We start from the raw sequence: 16,943 nt of genomic DNA on the forward strand, positions 1-16,943 counted from the left end.
AACCATATGCGCATCTTCACAGCGTCGCTTGCAACTGAAACCAACACATTTTCGCCCGTACCAACCGACCGAGCGTCGTTTGAAATGGCTTTTTATGCTGCACCCGGAAAACATCCGGACACGCCGACGCTGTGTTCATCGCCTATCGTCGCTCTGCGCAAGCGGGCAGCAGCTGAAGGCTTAACTGTCATTGAAGGCACTGCCACATGGGCCGAGCCGGGCGGTTTGCTTCAGAAGCAAGCTTTTGAAGAACTGCGCGATGAGATTCTGGATCAGCTCAAAGCGGCGATGCCTGTCGATGCAGTGGTCCTTGGTCTTCATGGCGCTATGGTTGCGCAAGGCTACGATGACTGCGAAGGTGATCTGCTTGAACGTATCCGAGCAATCGTCGGACCGGATATTCTTGTTGCCAGCGAGTTTGATCCGCATAGCCATCTGACGCAAAAGCGGGTCGAAAACCTCAATATTTACGCTGCATTCCTCGAATTTCCGCACACGGATTTTTATGAGCGCGGCGAACACGTCGTATCTTTGGCTCTGGATACCCTCAAGGGGAAGATCAAACCTGTTATTTCGACATTTGATTGCCGGATGATCGGCGTTTTCCCGACCAGCAAGGAGCCGATGCGGAGCTTTATAGATCGTATCAAAGACCTGCATGGCAAGGACGGCATTCTATCCGTCTCAGTTATTCATGGATTTATGGCAGCCGACGTCCCCGAAATGGGAACACGGATACTCGTCGTCACCGACAATGATGCAGCCAAGGGGCAAGCATTGGCCGAGAAACTTGGCCGGGAACTCATCGCCATGCGCGAGCAAACGCCGATGACCATGTATCACGTTGACGAAGGCATTGATCGCGCAATCGCTGCCCATGCAGCTCAGCCATCTAAGCCTGCTGTTATCGCTGATGTGTGGGATAATCCCGGCGGTGGTGTTGCGGGAGACGGCACCTATATTCTGCGACGCTTGATCGAACGCGGCATTCAAAAAGCCGCCGTTGCAACAATCTGGGATACGTTGGCGGTCACGTTCTGCCATGCTGCTGGCGAAGGCGCCGTCATCAATCTGCGCATTGGTGGCAAATCCGGCCCGCAGGCGGGCGAACCCATTGATGCGCGCGTCACTGTGATGAAAGTGTTGCAGGAAGGGTGGCAGAGTTTTGGACTCAGCCGCGTAACACTCGGTCCTTCGGCAGTCGTCCGCATCGTGGGAACTGAGATCGACATCATTCTCAACACCAATCGCACGCAGACATTTGAGCCGGATATCTTTTCAAATTGCGGCATAGACCCGATGCAAAAAGACATTCTGGTTGTGAAATCGACCAATCATTTTCATGCAGGCTTCGCGCCGATTGCCGCAGAAATTATCTATGTCGATGCGCCGAGTTCCTACCCGGTCAATCCGCGTGTGACCGACTACCAGAAAATGACACGGCCAATTTGGCCGCGGGTCGAAAACCCATGGTGAAAAAAGCAAAGCGCGGGAATTTCCCGCGCTTTTTTGTTTCTTTGCATTATCCGTCGCATCACAGCAGGATTGGAAATCAGTCCAGTGGACTGATTTCCCTGCGTAGACGCTTCGCACTTTCGCTGAAAGTGCTCTAATCAATGTGCCAGAAACGTAGAGATGAATGGCACATAAGTCACCAGTGCTAGCAGGATGAACAGCGCCAGATACATGCTGAATGCCTGACGGGTGAAGTCACCCACTCTGACCTTGGCAATATTACAGACCATCAGCATCACCGTGCCGACTGGCGGTGTCAGCGTTCCAATCGAGAGGTTGACGATGACGACGATCCCAAAATGTACCGGATCAATGCCCAGAGCCTTCACGGTTGGCATCAACAACGGCACAAGAACAATCATCAGTGCCGTGCCTTCAATCAGCGCACCCAGCAGCAGCAGGATCACGTTGACCGCAAGCAGGAACGCATAAGGATTGCTAGTGAAGGAGGAAATCAGCTGCATCAGCGACTGACCGGCTTGTTCCAGCGAGAATACCCATGCAAGTGCAGACGACGCCATAATCACGAGCATGACCGAAGCCGTCGACTTGGCGGTTTCGATAAGCGAATCCACCACATGCGAAACGCGCATTTCTCGATAGATCACAAAGCCGATGATCAGAACAAGTGTAACCGCAACCGCACCGGCTTCCGTCGGCGTGAAGATGTTCATGCGGATACCACCGATGATAGCGAACAGCAGGAACACTGCTGGCCATGCCGATGCAAGCGTCGAAGCGACTTCCGAACGGGTCATGCGCGTTTCGCGGCTTGGCTTATAGCCACGCTTTACAGACGTAATGTAGGCCGCGATCATTAGAATAACCGCACCGAGCAGACCCGGAACAACACCAGCCATGAACATCTTGCCGATGGATACGTCAGCAATCAGACCGTAGATGATGAGTGCAATGCCCGGAGGAATAATCGGAGTGATCAGCGAGCCAGCTGCTGTGACGGCACAGGAAAATGCCTTGTCATAACCACGCTTGACCATTTCCGGCACCATCATGCGGGTAAGCATGGCGCTGTCGGCCAGGTTGGAAGCGCTCACACCACCCATCAGGGTCGAAACCATGATGTTAGTCAGCGCCATACCGCCGCGCATACGACCAACCAGAATGTCGGCAACCTTGATCAGGCGTTCAGCAATACCTGTGTGGGACATGACCGTTCCAAGCATGATGAAGAACGGAATCGCCAAAAGCGATGTATTCTGTGCCGGGCTGATAAAGCGCTGCACAGCAATTGCAATCGGCATCTGGTTGAAGAAAATGAAATAGGTAAAGACCGCAATCAGAATGGCCACATAAAGGCGCATGTTAAGCGCAATCAGTGCCAGCATGATAAGAACGATAGTGGTCAGGTTCATGCCTTGCCTCCCGCAAAAGCGGCGCGCAAGGTTTTGAAAGCGCCAGCGAACATGTAAAAGGCGATAATCACGAAGCCAACCGGCACGGCGATATCGATCCAGAAATAGGAAACACGAAGCACATCAGTCACTTTGAACTGTGCTGCAACCGACAGCTTATAACCGGCATAGGACACATAGAGCAGAAACAGGCCGGAGAAGATTCCGATGATCGCATTGACGACGTCGCGGACCTTGTCCGAGAACATGTCCACCAGCATCGGGATTGCGAGGTGCTGGTTGGTACGCTCAGCCGCGACGCTGCCGAGCATGACAATCCAGATCATCAACAGACCGGCCATTTCTTCAGTCCATTGCAGCGGCTGATGCATCCAGTAGCGCATGACAACGGCTGCATTGAACATCGCCAGCAGCACGAACAGCGGCGCTGCGGCCAGCCAGTCGATCAGTTTTTCAAAATATTTCATCGGAATAATTCCATGACGGAGCCATGCCACAGTGAGGGTCACGACCCAATCTGCAGCATGGCAATATCCGGATTGAAGGGGATTAGTTCAATTCAGCCTGAATCTGTTCATAAAGACCGTCAGACCATTCCGGGAACTGCGAGTAGACTTTCTCGGCCATAGCCTTGAACGGAGCGCGGTCGACTTCGATCACTTCGACGCCAGCTTCCTTCATCTTCTCGATCATCTCGTTGTCTTTTTCGATCGTCAACTTCTGGCTGTAGAGACCGGCATCATATGCGGACTCATGGATCATCTTGAGCTGCTCTTCAGGCAGCGTCGAGAAGAAGGCTTCACCACCGACGATCAGAGCCACGTTGGTCAGATAACCGACTTTGCTCAGATACTTGGCTTCTTCCTGAAACTTCTGGCCATAGAGAACCGAAATCGGATTTTCGACACCATCGATCACGCCCTGCGCAAGCGCCGGGAAGGTTTCACCCAGCGGCATTGGGGTCGGTGTTGCACCCATGGCTTCAAAGGTCTTAATCTGCATGACGTTGTTCGGCACGCGGATCTTCATGCCCTTAAGGTCTTCCGGCGTGCGGATTGGCTTCTTGGAAATGATCTGGCGAATACCGTAGAGGTAGTTTGGCATTACGATGTGAATGCCCTTCTTCTTCAGCTCTTCGCTCTTTCCTTTGAACCAATCGCCGTCATAAACTTTGAAAAGCTGTGCCGGATCATCGGTCAGGAACGGGCCATAAAGCACGCCGAGGTCCGGGTCATATTCGGCCAGAAAGCCAACGTCGGAAATCGTCACGACATTGAGGCCCATCATGGCCTGCTCTGTCACATCCTTCTTGGAGCCGAGCTGCGAGCTTGGATAAAGCTCCAGCGTGATTTCGCCATTGCTGCGCTTAGCGAGATCGTCTTTCCAGTAATGCATCACCTCATCAAAAGGCTCGCCCGGGTTGTTTTCATAGGCAACTTTAATCGACACATTGGCAGCATAGGCTGCCATGCTTCCTGCCAGCAACATGCCAGCGGCGATCATGCCGGTAACGAGTTTCTTCATGATATTCCTCCCTTTTGGGGTCTTCAAACAATGGCCACGAGGCCGGTTTCCTCCACTAGCGCGCCAAGTCTTCCTTCCCGACGTGACGCATTTGCTTCGATTCAGTTGCGTTCAATGATGATTTTCAGAACGTTGCGGTCGCCATCCCAATAGGGCAGCGCCTGTTCCGCTTCCTCAAAAGGAAACACTTTCGAGATAAGCAGGTCTGCATCGCTTCCGAGCTTTTCGAGATGCGCGATGACAGCCTCAAAATCGGTGAGCGTCGCATTGCGGGAACCCATGATGTCGAGTTCTTTGAGATTGAAGAACTGGGTCTGATAGGTCACTGGCGACTTGGAATAGCCGACATAGACCACACGACCAGCAAAGCCTGCGAGGTCAACCGCCTGCGTGAAAGTGATCGGCAGACCGACCGCTTCAAAGGCAATATCAACGCCGTCGTCATTGGTGAGTTCCTGCACGGACGCCACCACGCCTTCACCACCCGGCAGAGCGTGCGTAGCGCCAAACTTCAGCGCCAGTTCACGCTTTTCAGCACTCGGATCAATGGCGATAACCTTGGCACCACGCGCGACCGCACCAATCAGCACACCCATGCCGATCATGCCACAGCCAAGCACCGCAACCGTGTCACCAGCCTGAACGCGGCCACGTTCGACCGCATGGAAACCAACCGAAAGCGGCTCGACCAATGCGAGATGACGTGGTGCAAGCGTATCATTCAGGATCAGTTTTTCGGCTGGCAGCACGATCTGTTCTGCCAGTCCGCCATTCTGTTGCACGCCGAGCGTCTTGTTGTAGCGACAGGCGTTCAGCCGCCCTTTGCGACAAGACGAACACTGGCCGCAATTGGTATAAGGCAGCACGATAACGCGTTTGCCCTTGGCATAGGCCGCACTCACGCCCTCACCCGCTTCGATGATTTCGCCGCCGATTTCATGACCGGGAATGCGTGGCAGTTCCACCAGCGGGTTAAGCCCCTTGAACGTATTCAGATCGCTGCCGCAAAGCCCGACATGCTTGACGCTCACTCGAACATGACCGGGCAGAAGTGGCGCTTCCGTAATTTCAGCAAAACGAGTTACGTTCTCGCTCTCTATACGCAGAGCTTTGACCATCAGAATATTCCTGTCATTTTTATTGCATGAGGCAGATCAGGTTACGGCACCGACCTGCCACGGTACGAATTCGTTATCGCCATAGTCATAGATTTCACTCAGCGTCTGCTCACCGGAAGCCACCGCGATGATGTGCTCGAAAATGCGCGTGCCGGACTCTTCAATGGTTTCATCGCCGGTGACGATGCCACCGCAATTGAAGTCCATATCTTCCTTCATGTGTTCGTACATTTCGGAATTGGTCGCGATCTTGATGCAGGGCGCAGGCTTGAAGCCCGACACCGATCCGCGTCCTGTCGTAAAGCAGATGACGTTACAACCGCCCGCCACCTGTCCAGTCACGGCAACCGGGTCGTAGCCCGGCGTATCCATGAAAGTGAAACCCTGTTCGGTTACGGTTTCAGCAAATTCATAGACAGCCTTGAGAGGCATCGAGCCGCCCTTGGCAACAGCACCCAGCGACTTTTCAAGAATGGTGGTCAGGCCACCGAGCTTGTTTCCATGCGATGGATTATTGTTCAACTCGTCGCCGTTGCGGGCCGTATAATCGCGCCACCAGTCGATGCGCTGAAGCAGCTTTTCCGCAACCGCAGGCGTGATTGCGCGGCGTGTCAGAAGGTGTTCCGCGCCATAGATTTCCGGCGTTTCTGAAAGAACGGTCGTGCCGCCATTGCGCACGATCAGATCGGATGCATAGCCCAGAGCCGGGTTTGCTGAAATACCGGAATAGCCGTCAGAACCACCGCATTCGAGTGCAACCTTGAGCTTCGACAGAGGCTGTGGCGTGCGCTTGGCGGAATTCACCAGCGGCAGCATTTCTTTGATCTCTGCAATCGCATGATCGATTGTCTTGCGCGTACCGCCATGCTGCTGGATCGTCATGGTGCGCAGGCGTGTGCCCTCTTCCATGCGATAATGTTCCATGATCGGTGCGATCTGGTTGGTTTCGCAGCCAAGGCCAATCAACAGAATGCCGCCGAAATTCGGGTGCTTGGCATAACCTTGAATGGTGCGGGTCAGCAGACGATAGCCTTCCGACTTGGTGTTCAGCGCACAGCCGCTGCCATGCGTAAGTGCCACCACGCCATCGACGTTTTCAAAGCCGTCAAGACCACCCATACGGTTGAAGTAATCCGCAATGTAGCGAGACACGGTCGCAGAGCAATTTACCGATGAAATGACACCGATATAGTTGCGCGTACCGACGCCACCGAAACCGCGATCATAGCCCATGAACTGGCGGCGCTCCACTTCCGGCAGCATACCGCGTTCTTCAATATCGACCGAAAACTGATGTTCATGCTCGGATGGCAGCATTGCGAGATTGTGCAGATGCACATGCTCACCCACCGCAATATCCTGAATGGCAACACCAATCACCTGCCCATATTTATGGACTTCTTTACCGGCCGCGATATCGCGCAAAGCCACCTTGTGACCGCGCCCGATCAGATCTCGCGCAATAACCTCACCAAGTCCGATCGGATCGCCTGCGCGAACCGAAATACGCGCAACCGCCACGTCATCGGACGGATGTAAAAGGATTACCGGCGTCACAGCCGAAACAGCCTTGTCGTTCATTTTTCTGACCTCACTCCCAAGATCGCAACAGCGTTAAACATGAGCCCAACTATCTGGGCTCGTTCTCCATCCATCGCTGCTTTGATGTATCCAGATGCGTTCGCATCGCTGCCTGCGCCAGAAGCGGATCCCTCGCCTCCAGTGCAGCATAAATCTTCTCATGCTCTGCCAAAGCATATGTCCATGTTTCGGCATTCTCATATCGGGTACGCATTTGCGCAGTCAGCGGACTATGACGCTCGTCAAACAAATCACGCACGATACGGGCAACAACCGAATTGCCCGATTGCTCGGCAATGATCAGATGAAACTGGCGGTCCAGTTCGATCGGCTTGCGTTCCGCTTCAATCTGTAGCCGCATCGCATCAAGATTGCCGCGCAGGCGTTCCAGCGCTTCCGTGTTGATCTGGCTGCAAGCCATGATGACGGCACTGCCTTCGATCAGCGAGCGCGCCTGCATGATTTCGAGCGGGCTTTCGCCAATCGAACCGGCTTGTGCTGGGAGTCGTGTTTCCTCAGCTGCAACATAGATCCCCGAACCCATGCGGATTTCGACATTGCCTGCAATTTCAAGCGCGATCAGTGCTTCACGTAAGGAAGGGCGCGACACGCCCAGCTGATGCGCAAGTTCGCGCTCGGCGGGAAGTCTGCTTCCAGCCGGAAAATGGCCTTCGCGGATCAGCAGTCTGACCCGGTCGGCAATCTGTTGGTAAAGCCTCCGTGGTTCCACGGAGCCAATATGCTCGCTCATGCTCTCTCCCAAATTGGCCTTACCATATTTTGAAGCCACAAAAAGTGCAATATGGCCTATTCTATTGTTATTATTACATATTGGCTAATTCGTCAGTTTTGTCGCACCTTGTTTTAGATGACTTTTAAAGAGTGGCTTGACCAATTTTACCCACTGGCATAGCTATTTCAGAACAATTCAAGGGAGGAATACATGACCGCGCAGCCATCGATTCTACAGTTTGGAACAAGCCGTTTTCTGCTCGGACATGCGGATTTCTTCATTTCGGAAGCACTGGATAAAGGTGACGCGATCGGCACAATTGCCATTGTTCAGACCACATCCAACCCTGAAAGCGCACGCCGCATTGCAGCGCTGAACAGTGGAGAAGGCTATCCGGTCATCATTCGCGGATTGCGTGACGGCAAGCCCGTTGATGAAAAACATCAGGCAAAAAGCGTGAGTGCCGCCTATTCCGCCCACTCCGACTGGCAAGCCATACGCGCCTTGAGCGCACAGGTTCAGGTGATCCTGTCCAATACTGGCGACAAAGGTTTTGAGCTGGATGCAGCTGACGATGTTTCCCTGCTAAGCGAAATCGACCGCCTTCCTAAAAGCTTTCCCGCCAAACTGCTTGTGCTGCTGCATCATCGCTGGCAGATCAATCCAGATGCGCCGCTGTCGATTTTCCCGTGCGAGCTGATCTCGCGCAATGGCGACAAGCTGCGCTCGATTGTGCTTGGTCTTGCAGAAAGCTGGAGCTTGCCGAAAGCTTTCACCCAATGGATTGAAAGCAATTGTGTTTTTGCCAACAGCCTCGTTGATCGCATCGTATCAGAACCGATCGATCCGGTCGGTGCAATTGCCGAACCCTATGCGATCTGGGCCATTGAACAGACAGACGGACTCACGCTTCCCTGCACGCATCCCGACATCGCCGTGACGGACAATCTTGCGCTTTATGAGCGTCTAAAGCTCTATCTGCTTAATCTCGGTCACACTTTCATTGCGGAGCAATGGCTGAACGGTAATCGTCAGAAAGATGAAATCGTGCTGGAAGCAATGAACGACGAAACTATCCGCAATGAACTTGAAGCGCTTTGGCGCGAAGAAGTTCTGCCGGTTTTTGCCGCTGATGGTCTGGGCGAACAGGCTGAAGCCTATGTTATTACCGTTCGCGAGCGCTTCCTAAACCCCTTCCTCAAGCACCGCATTGCGGACATTGCTTCAAATCACGCAGAAAAGAAGCAGCGCCGCTTTATACCCATCATTGCTCGCGCGAAGGAACTCGGCCTCGATCTGGAGCAGCGTCGCCTGAAGGCGGCTGTCGGCTAATCCAGTCATTCAACTCAATTTCGGCGCGTTCCAACGCGCTGTAATTTAAAAGCTTGCGCAACAGCGCAACCGTCACAGCACGAGCACGGAGGTTGAATCGGCCCTCCTCCGGCTCACCCTTTTCCTGATAGACACCAAGCTTTTCATAGAGTTGCTGTAATCTGTTCTGAACGCTTCTGAGCGACAGGTTACGCCGACGCGCGATGACACGATCCGTCAGGCCAAGTGCTATATCGATCAGAATTTCATATTCGCTTTCACTGAACCCGCTGGCGTGACCGAGGCTTTTTTGCTGTAGGCCGCGCACTTCACGGTCGATCACGCATTGCGCTTCGACAAAAATGCTGCGGAGTGCCAAGCGCAGCTTGTCGTCGGAAGCCGATTTCAGCACATAGCCATAGGCCGCACCTTCCGGCACGATACGCGAGACACCGCGCACATAGGCTTCATCGGCGTAATTCGACCAGAACAGAATGCGGGTTTCCGGATTTTCCTTCCAGATGGTGCGTGCGGCTTCAATACCGTTACGCCCACTCATCTGCAGGTCCATCACAATATGTGCTGAACGATGCATTCGGGCCAGCTTTTCACCAGTCGAGCCATTATCCGCTTCCAGCACATCACTGCATTCGGGCAGTGCCGCACGGATCGCTTCACCCAGATAGGTGCGATGCAACGGATCATCCTCCACGATCAGAACCTGCATCTTACCCTCCAATTGGTTCATACATTTCCGGCGGCAGGTGGATCGTTACGCATGTGCCACTGCCGTCCGTGTTCTTTCTGATGGCAAAGCTCGCAGAAATGAGCCGTGCTCTTGTGCGCATATTATCGATACCATGGCCGATACGCTGCGCCTGACGATCCATACCAATGCCGTCATCCATAACTTCAACGAGAAGCCGACCACCCTTATCGCGGAGGCGAACGCGGATTTCCCCAGCCAGAGCATGACGGATCGCATTGTTGATTGCTTCCTGCACAATGCGGAAAAGCGAAGTCGCGACCGTCTCTTCAAGCCTGTCGGTCATGCCGTCGCTCTGGTCTTCCAGAAACCACTCAATCGCAGCGCCGCTTTCGCGGATCGAGCGGTCAAGATGGTTCTCCGTTGCCTGCGCAAAGCCAAACAGCTGAAGCACGGAAGGTTTTGCTTCTTCAATGATTTGACGAAGATCCTGCATACAGTGCTGCAAACCGCGGAATAGCGGCTCAAGCTGTTCGCCGGAAAGGTCGGGCGCGCGCGTCAGCCGCTCCACATGACGGGCGAGACGCGTAAGATCAGCCAAGGTTTGATCGTGCAAATCCATGCCGATACGATGGCGTTCGATCTCCAGAGCCTCGGTGAGTTTGAGCGCGCCAAAGCGCAAACCTTCTTCGCGGGCCCGCGCTTCCGTCTCCACAATCGCCGAGCGCTTGGCCTGCTCAGCAGCACGGATTGCAAAGAAATATGGTGCCAGAAGATCGGCAATCGATTGCGCATTTTCCACGTCACGCGTCGAATAACTGCCTGTTTGCAAACTCGAACAGCTCAACGCACCAATGATATTTCCTTGCGCTTTCAGCGGCACATGCAGGCGAGCTTTGAGATCATGCTCAATGATCGGCGTCGAAAACGCACCTTCAAAATGAAAGCGCGGATCGGTTCGCGCGTCGTCCGTCAGCAAATAGGCGACCTCGCCGGACAGTAGCGTGCGGATCGGACTTCCTGACAAAAGCGCGGGCGGGTTGCGGCTCCATGCTGTCTCAATCCCGCTTTCATAGGCAATATGAAACTTGCCATCGATCATCTTGATGCAGACATCGAGATGGTCATAGGGCAGGATATGATTGATCTCGGCAGCAACGGCCTGAATGATGGAATCGAAATCGAGCTGGCCTGCCAGCAATCTGGAAATATTCAGATAGCGGTCAAGCAGGCGCGCAGGTGCTAGTTCCAGCAAGCGACTCTCCTCCCAAAGACAGATTGCTTTGCTCTTATATTACGCCGCTTCTCTACCGGCGCGTCTTGCGGGTTCCCGCAATTTTGCTGCGCAAACCCGCAGCATGGTTGCTTCGATCAGCCTTCACAGCGCAACGCATTTATTTCATCCTCGCTTCACCAGAAAATTGCCCGCAAGACAACAGGAAATGTCACGGGCAAGTTGGTGCCGTTGAGGAGCGGCGGTGCGGGAGGTTTCGCGCCACATTCAAATTCGAACAATCCGAAGTGTTATTGCGCACTGCGGGGCGGATATTTGTAACTGGGAGGAATGAAATGAAGCTTGGGAAAATTCTTTTGGCATCCGCCGCACTCGCCACATTTATGGCAAGCGGTAGCGCTTTTGCCGACACATCATCGAAAAAGATCGCCTTCTCCAACAATTATGCCGGCAACTCATGGCGTCAGGCCATGCTACAGAGCTGGGACAAGGTGACGAAGGAAGCCGTCAGCGCAGGTGCAGTTTCTGCAGCCGATGCTTTCACCACCGCTGAAAATCAGGCCACCGAGCAGGCAGCGCAAATCCAGAACATGATTTTGCAAGGCTATGATGCCATCGTTATCAATGCCGCATCGCCAACCGCTCTTAACGGCGCAGTGAAAGAAGCCTGCGATGCGGGCATCACAGTCGTTTCGTTTGACGGCATTGTCACCGAGCCTTGCGCATGGCGTATTGCGGTTGACTTCAAAGCCATGGGCGAAGGTCAGGTTGAATATCTCGCAAAGCGTCTGCCGGAAGGCGGAAATCTGCTTGAAATTCGCGGCCTTGCAGGCGTTTCCGTTGATGACGAAATGCACGCCGGTATTCAGGAAGGCGTGAAGAAGCATCCGAACTTCAAAATCGTAGGCTCTGTGCATGGTGACTGGGCTGCAGATGTTGCACAGCGTGCAGTCGCAGGCGTTCTGCCAAGCCTGCCGAAGATCGACGCCGTGGTAACACAGGGCGGAGACGGTTATGGCGCTGCACAGGCCTTTGCCGCTGCAAAGCGCGAAACGCCGATCATCATCATGGGCAACCGTGAAGACGAACTGCAGTGGTGGAAGCAGCAGAAAGATGCGAATGGCTATGAAACCATGTCGGTTTCCATCGCGCCGGGCGTTTCAACATTGGCTTTCTGGGTCGCACAGCAGATTCTTGATGGCAAAGAAGTCAAGAAAGACCTCGTCGTTCCGTTCCTGAGCGTCAGCCAGGAATCGCTCGATAAGGATCTCGGAAATACCCAGAAGGGTGGCGTTGCGAATGTCGAATATTCGCTGGAAGACGCACAGAAGGTCATCGCAGACGCGAAATAACGCGTTTCTCCCAGGGGGTGGGCGTGTTTCATGCCTGCCCCTCCCTTATCTCCAATACAGTTCGGATGCATGTCTCATACAATCGACAAAGGCGAGGTCGTCGCCGCACGCAATATTCGCGTGCAGTTCGGTGCGGTTAAGGCACTGGATGGCGCTGAACTTGTGATCCATGAAGGCGAATGTGTCGGACTTGTCGGCCATAATGGCGCAGGCAAATCCACTATCGTCAATGTCATCAATGGCGGCCTCACCCCGCATGAAGGCAGCCTCTCCTATCACGCTGAGGCAGGCCATGGCGTGGCGACTGCCCGCAAGCACGGCATCCGCTGCGTCTTTCAGGAGCTGTCGCTTTTCCCTAATCTGACAATTGCCGAAAATGTCCGCATCATGCAGCGCGACCTTACGGGCGCGAACTGGCGCGGCAAGGCTGTTGATCTCATTGCAAAAAAGCTCAGTGAGATTTTCCCCGGTCACAAGATCGATTGCGCGGCAACCGTTGATGAGTTGTCCATTGCTGAACGGCAGATGGTCGAAATCGCCATCAACTTCACCGCCCCCGGCACGCCGCCGAAGCTCGTCATTCTCGATGAACCGACCTCATCGCTCGATGCAGGCATTGCTGCACAGCTGATGGCCTATGTCCGTCGCTTTGTCGGCACAGGCGGTTCGGTGATCCTCATTTCGCATATGCTTGGTGAAATCCTCTCAACATCCGACCGCATCGTCGTGATGAAAGACGGTAAGGTTGTCGCCAATCGCACAGCAGGCGATTTCACAAACCGCAGCCTTGTCGAAGCCATGGGGAGTGTCGAACGTGAAAAAGCGGCACGCCGCGCGGCAAAAGCCGACACGACGGGCACAGCTGTTCTCTCTGCAAAAAAGCGCGCCCATGACAGCAAGCCGTTTCAGGCTTTCAAGGGCGAAGTTATCGGCCTCGCTGGGCTCGCAGGTCACGGCCAGACCAAGATGCTACTCGATCTTTATTATGCGCGTCGGCCAAACTGGTTGCCTGCGCGCAATTGCGAAATCGCCTTCGTAGCCGGTGATCGCAGCCTTAACGGCACGTTTCCGCTCTGGAGCATCCTGCACAATCTCACCATAGGTTCGCTTGATCGCCTTTCATCGCTGAAGCTTGTCAATCAGAGCCATGAAGATCAGCTCGGCGCGCAATGGAAAGACAAGATCCAGATCCGCACACCCGATATGGGCAATCGCATTCTTTCGCTTTCCGGCGGCAATCAGCAGAAAGTGCTTTTTGCCCGCGCACTTGCCACCACTGCCAACGCCATCCTGATGGACGATCCCATGCGCGGCGTGGATGTTGGCACGAAGCAGGAAGTCTATGAAATCCTGCGCCATGAAGCAGAAAATGGCCGTACCTTTGTCTGGTATTCCACCGAAATGGACGAGATCGAACTATGTGATCGTGTCTATGTCTTCCGCGACGGTGCAATCGTGACAGAATTGGTCGGCGACGAAATCACGGAAAAGAACGTGCTTGCTGCATCCTTTGAGGGAGGACACGAATAATGCGTCTCTCCGCTTCATCCCTCCGCCTGCTTACGCCAGTTTTCTCGCTCGCTTTGCTGCTGGCCGCTGTTTTCTATATGCAGCCGCGTGCCATGAGCTATACCGGCCTTAACCTGCTGTTCAATCTCGCAGTACCGATTGCACTCGCAACAATCGCGCAGATGCTCATCATGGCGGTCAATGACCTTGATCTCTCGATGGGAACCTTCGTGAGCTTCGTGGTCTGTGTAGCCGCGACCTATCTCAACACGGCGCCCCTGATCGGTGTTCTGATCCTTGCAGCAGCGATTGCAGCCTATGCAGCACTGGGTGCCATCATCCATCTGCGCAATCTGCCATCTATCGTCGTCACACTCGGAATGTCGTTCGTGTGGGGTGGCCTTGCCGTTTTGCTCCTGCCCTCACCCGGCGGTCAGGCACCTGACTGGGCACGCTGGATTATGACAACCAAGCCGCCATTCGTACCAATGGCTATTGTAGCAAGCATTCTGATTGCCATTGTCACGCATTTCATCGTCATGCGCACAACCTTCGGTGTGCTGATGCGTGGCGCAGGTGGCAATGGGCGTTCCATTGAGCGTGCGGGCTGGTCGATCACCGCAATCCGCGCCGGAACCTATGCGCTTGCTGCCCTTTTTGCAGTGCTTGCCGGTATCGCGCTTGTAGGACTGACCACCTCGGCAGATGCCAATATCGCGCTGCGTTATACGCTGCTCTCCATTGCCGGTGTCATACTTGGTGGTGGTGAATTTGTTGGCGGCCGCATTTCTCCCGTTGGCGCAGTCATCGGAGCGCTGACACTCACACTTGCGGGTTCATTTCTCTCCTTCATGCGTATCTCACCCGACTGGCAGATTGGCGCGCAGGGCGGAATCCTCATCGTCGTGCTTGCGCTTCGCCTCTTCCTCAATCGCCTCGACCGCAGGGAGAAAAAGCAATGAGCACCGTCTCCGTTCTCACAAGTCGTCCATGGATATGGTCGTTCATCACAACCATTGCGGTCTGGATTATCACCGTATTGTTTACGGGCGGCGCGGGTGCCGCAGGACTTTCTCACGCGGCCTTCACCTTCGCATCGTTCTCGGTGATTGTCGGCCTCGGACAGATGTTCGTCATCACGCTTGGCCCCGGCAATATCGACCTATCGGTTCCAGCCACCATGACGCTTGCCGCAACATTGGCATTGAAGCTCATGGACTCGCAAGACAGCATGGTGCTGGCAGGGCTTGCGGTTGCACTTCTGATCGGCCTTGGTATTGGCATCTGCAATTATGCGCTGATCAAGCTGCTGCGCATCCCGCCAATCATCGCAACCCTGTCGATGAGCTTTCTTATCCAGTCGACTGCCATCTGGAGCAATCGCGGTCTGCGCGTAAAGCCGCCTGAAGTTCTGGCACAGTTCACCACCTCCTCTGTCTTTGGCATTCCCAATGTTGCAATCGTGGCCCTGCTCCTGTCGGTTTTAGGCTGGGTGCTTCTCAAGAAAAGCATTTATGGCCGCTGGATTTCAGCCATCGGGCAAAATCCGTTTGCAGCACGTATGGCAGGTGTTCCAGTCGAAGGCACACGCTTCGTGACCTATCTGCTCTGCGCAGTTCTGGCTTCGCTCTGCGGCTTCCTGCTTGCCTGTTTTTCTGGTGGCGCAGCACTCAATATGGGCGCTGAATATCTGCTGATGTCGATTGCAGTCGTCATCATTGGCGGCACGGCAGTAGCAGGTGGCGATTCCAACATCCCTGGTATTTGGGGTGCCGCACTCTTCATGTTCCTCATAGTCTCAATGCTCAACACCTATGGCTTTGGTGCCGGTGTTCGTCTGGTCCTGACAGGGCTCACCATCATTGCGGTGATTTTCCTTGCCAGCAGCCGCAGACCTGAGCGTTAAACAACATTCCCCGGAGCTATTTCCTTGTCTCAAAATCATTCGATTTACGAAATTCACGATGAACGCTTCAGACAGATGTTTGTTTCGAGCGCTGGTCTTGATGAACTTTACAGCGATTGTCGCTGGGCCGAAGGCCCGGTCTGGTTTAGTGATCTGAACTGCCTGCTATGGAGCGACATTCCCAACCAGCGTATTTTGCGTTGGGTGCCGGAAGGCGGCGTTTCTGTGTTCCGTCAGCCTTCGAATTTTGCCAATGGCAATACGCGCGACCGTGAAGGACGGCTCGTTTCCTGTGAGCATGGCGGGCGTCGTGTTACCCGCACGGAAGTTGACGGTAGCATCACCGTGCTTGCGGACAGCTATCAGGGCAAGAAGCTCAACGCACCAAATGATGTTATCGTACGCTCTGACGGCACCATTTGGTTTACCGATCCGACCTATGGCATTTTGGCAGACTATGAAGGCTATAAAGCCGATCCCGAACAGCCAACACGCAATGTCTATCGATTGGATCCTAAAAGCGGTGAGCTTACTGCCGTCATCACAGACTTTGTGCAGCCAAACGGCCTCGCATTTTCGCCCGATGAAACAAAGCTGTTTGTTGCCGACAGCGCCTATAGCCACGACGAAAAAGCGCCCCGTCATATCCGGGTTTTCGATGTCGTTGATGACGGCAAGCGTGTCACGGGTGGTAATATTTTCTGCACGATTGATAACGGCCTGCCAGATGGCTTTCGCTTCGACACGGACGGCAATCTTTGGACAAGCGCAGGCGACGGCGTTCATTGTTTCTCGCCAGAAGGCCAGCTTCTCGGCAAGATCAAGACGCCACAAACTGTTGCAAATGTCACTTTTGGCGGCCCACGTCGCAACCGGCTTTTCATTGCGGCAACGAAATCGCTCTACGCGGTCTATTTGACCGTCACGGGTGCGCAGTATCCGTAGTTAAAAAAGCGGCGACCTGTCAAAAAGCCAAGTCGCCGCTGAATAATGCTCACAATAATTGATATTAAAACAGCCTTTTTCACATTCCATCTTTAAAACTGCCTAAGCAGAGCGGAATGCAAATATTCTTTCTTTA

The 16,943-nt window shown here is 54.0% G+C and carries 15 protein-coding genes; 7 read left to right on the forward strand and 8 right to left on the reverse strand.

Annotation, left to right across the window (positions count from 1 at the left end):
• Positions 1–6 precede the first annotated feature (6 nt).
• Positions 7–1,476, forward strand: a complete 1,470-nt coding sequence (locus tag RT142_RS07340) for a M81 family metallopeptidase (RefSeq protein WP_113158177.1) — start codon at positions 7–9, stop codon at positions 1,474–1,476.
• 137 nt (positions 1,477–1,613) lie between these two features.
• Here the strand turns inward: RT142_RS07340 and RT142_RS07345 are convergent, their stop codons facing one another.
• The 6 genes from RT142_RS07345 to RT142_RS07370 all read right to left on the reverse strand — a co-directional run bounded on the left by RT142_RS07345 (position 1,614) and on the right by RT142_RS07370 (position 7,862).
• Positions 1,614–2,888: a TRAP transporter large permease gene (locus tag RT142_RS07345; RefSeq protein WP_079213723.1), complete on the reverse strand. Its 1,275-nt coding sequence runs from the start codon at positions 2,886–2,888 to the stop codon at positions 1,614–1,616.
• Positions 2,885–3,355: a TRAP transporter small permease gene (locus RT142_RS07350; RefSeq protein ID WP_079213956.1), complete on the reverse strand. Its 471-nt coding sequence runs from the start codon at positions 3,353–3,355 to the stop codon at positions 2,885–2,887. Before RT142_RS07350 ends, RT142_RS07345 begins: the two co-directional genes overlap by 4 nt.
• Before the next feature lie 82 nt (positions 3,356–3,437).
• Positions 3,438–4,412: a C4-dicarboxylate TRAP transporter substrate-binding protein gene (locus tag RT142_RS07355; protein ID WP_112806822.1), complete on the reverse strand. Its 975-nt coding sequence runs from the start codon at positions 4,410–4,412 to the stop codon at positions 3,438–3,440.
• Between the two features lie 101 nt (positions 4,413–4,513).
• Entirely contained in the window at positions 4,514–5,530 is a 1,017-nt protein-coding gene (locus RT142_RS07360; RefSeq protein WP_105519663.1) for a zinc-binding alcohol dehydrogenase family protein, read from the reverse strand.
• Between the two features lie 36 nt (positions 5,531–5,566).
• Entirely contained in the window at positions 5,567–7,111 is a 1,545-nt protein-coding gene (locus tag RT142_RS07365) for an altronate dehydratase family protein (RefSeq protein ID WP_313028146.1), read from the reverse strand.
• Between the two features lie 49 nt (positions 7,112–7,160).
• Positions 7,161–7,862, reverse strand: a complete 702-nt coding sequence (locus RT142_RS07370; protein ID WP_313028148.1) for a FadR/GntR family transcriptional regulator — start codon at positions 7,860–7,862, stop codon at positions 7,161–7,163.
• A gap of 192 nt (positions 7,863–8,054) precedes the next feature.
• Here RT142_RS07370 and RT142_RS07375 point away from each other — a divergent pair, with 192 nt between their 5' ends.
• Positions 8,055–9,176: a mannitol dehydrogenase family protein gene (locus tag RT142_RS07375; protein WP_313028149.1), complete on the forward strand. Its 1,122-nt coding sequence runs from the start codon at positions 8,055–8,057 to the stop codon at positions 9,174–9,176.
• Here the strand turns inward: RT142_RS07375 and RT142_RS07380 are convergent.
• Positions 9,109–9,882, reverse strand: coding sequence for a response regulator transcription factor (locus RT142_RS07380; protein ID WP_007879622.1), 774 nt, complete (start codon positions 9,880–9,882; stop codon positions 9,109–9,111). The two genes, RT142_RS07375 and RT142_RS07380, sit on opposite strands and share 68 nt — an antisense overlap.
• Position 9,883: 1 nt before the next feature.
• A complete protein-coding gene (locus RT142_RS07385; RefSeq protein ID WP_007879625.1) occupies positions 9,884–11,116 on the reverse strand; it encodes a GAF domain-containing sensor histidine kinase in 1,233 nt (410 codons plus the stop codon).
• Between the two features lie 314 nt (positions 11,117–11,430).
• Here RT142_RS07385 and RT142_RS07390 point away from each other — a divergent pair, with 314 nt between their 5' ends.
• The 5 genes from RT142_RS07390 (at position 11,431) to RT142_RS07410 (ending at position 16,807) form a co-directional block, all read left to right on the forward strand.
• Positions 11,431–12,447 carry an ABC transporter substrate-binding protein gene (locus RT142_RS07390; protein ID WP_313028152.1) on the forward strand — a complete coding sequence of 339 codons (1,017 nt, stop codon included), beginning with the start codon at positions 11,431–11,433 and terminating at the stop codon, positions 12,445–12,447.
• A gap of 69 nt (positions 12,448–12,516) precedes the next feature.
• Positions 12,517–13,977 carry a sugar ABC transporter ATP-binding protein gene (locus tag RT142_RS07395; protein ID WP_313028153.1) on the forward strand — a complete coding sequence of 487 codons (1,461 nt, stop codon included), beginning with the start codon at positions 12,517–12,519 and terminating at the stop codon, positions 13,975–13,977.
• Positions 13,977–14,918: an ABC transporter permease gene (locus RT142_RS07400; RefSeq protein WP_313028155.1), complete on the forward strand. Its 942-nt coding sequence runs from the start codon at positions 13,977–13,979 to the stop codon at positions 14,916–14,918. Before RT142_RS07395 ends, RT142_RS07400 begins: the two co-directional genes overlap by 1 nt.
• The gene (locus RT142_RS07405; protein WP_313028157.1) at positions 14,915–15,862 is read left to right on the forward strand and encodes an ABC transporter permease; all 948 of its coding nucleotides are present in this window, start codon (positions 14,915–14,917) and stop codon (positions 15,860–15,862) included. Before RT142_RS07400 ends, RT142_RS07405 begins: the two co-directional genes overlap by 4 nt.
• Before the next feature lie 75 nt (positions 15,863–15,937).
• The gene (locus RT142_RS07410; protein WP_094544705.1) at positions 15,938–16,807 is read left to right on the forward strand and encodes an SMP-30/gluconolactonase/LRE family protein; all 870 of its coding nucleotides are present in this window, start codon (positions 15,938–15,940) and stop codon (positions 16,805–16,807) included.
• Positions 16,808–16,943: the final 136 nt, after the last annotated feature.

This window comes from Brucella sp., assembly GCF_032066345.1.
Classification (GTDB): Bacteria; Pseudomonadota; Alphaproteobacteria; order Rhizobiales; family Rhizobiaceae; genus Brucella; species Brucella pseudogrignonensis.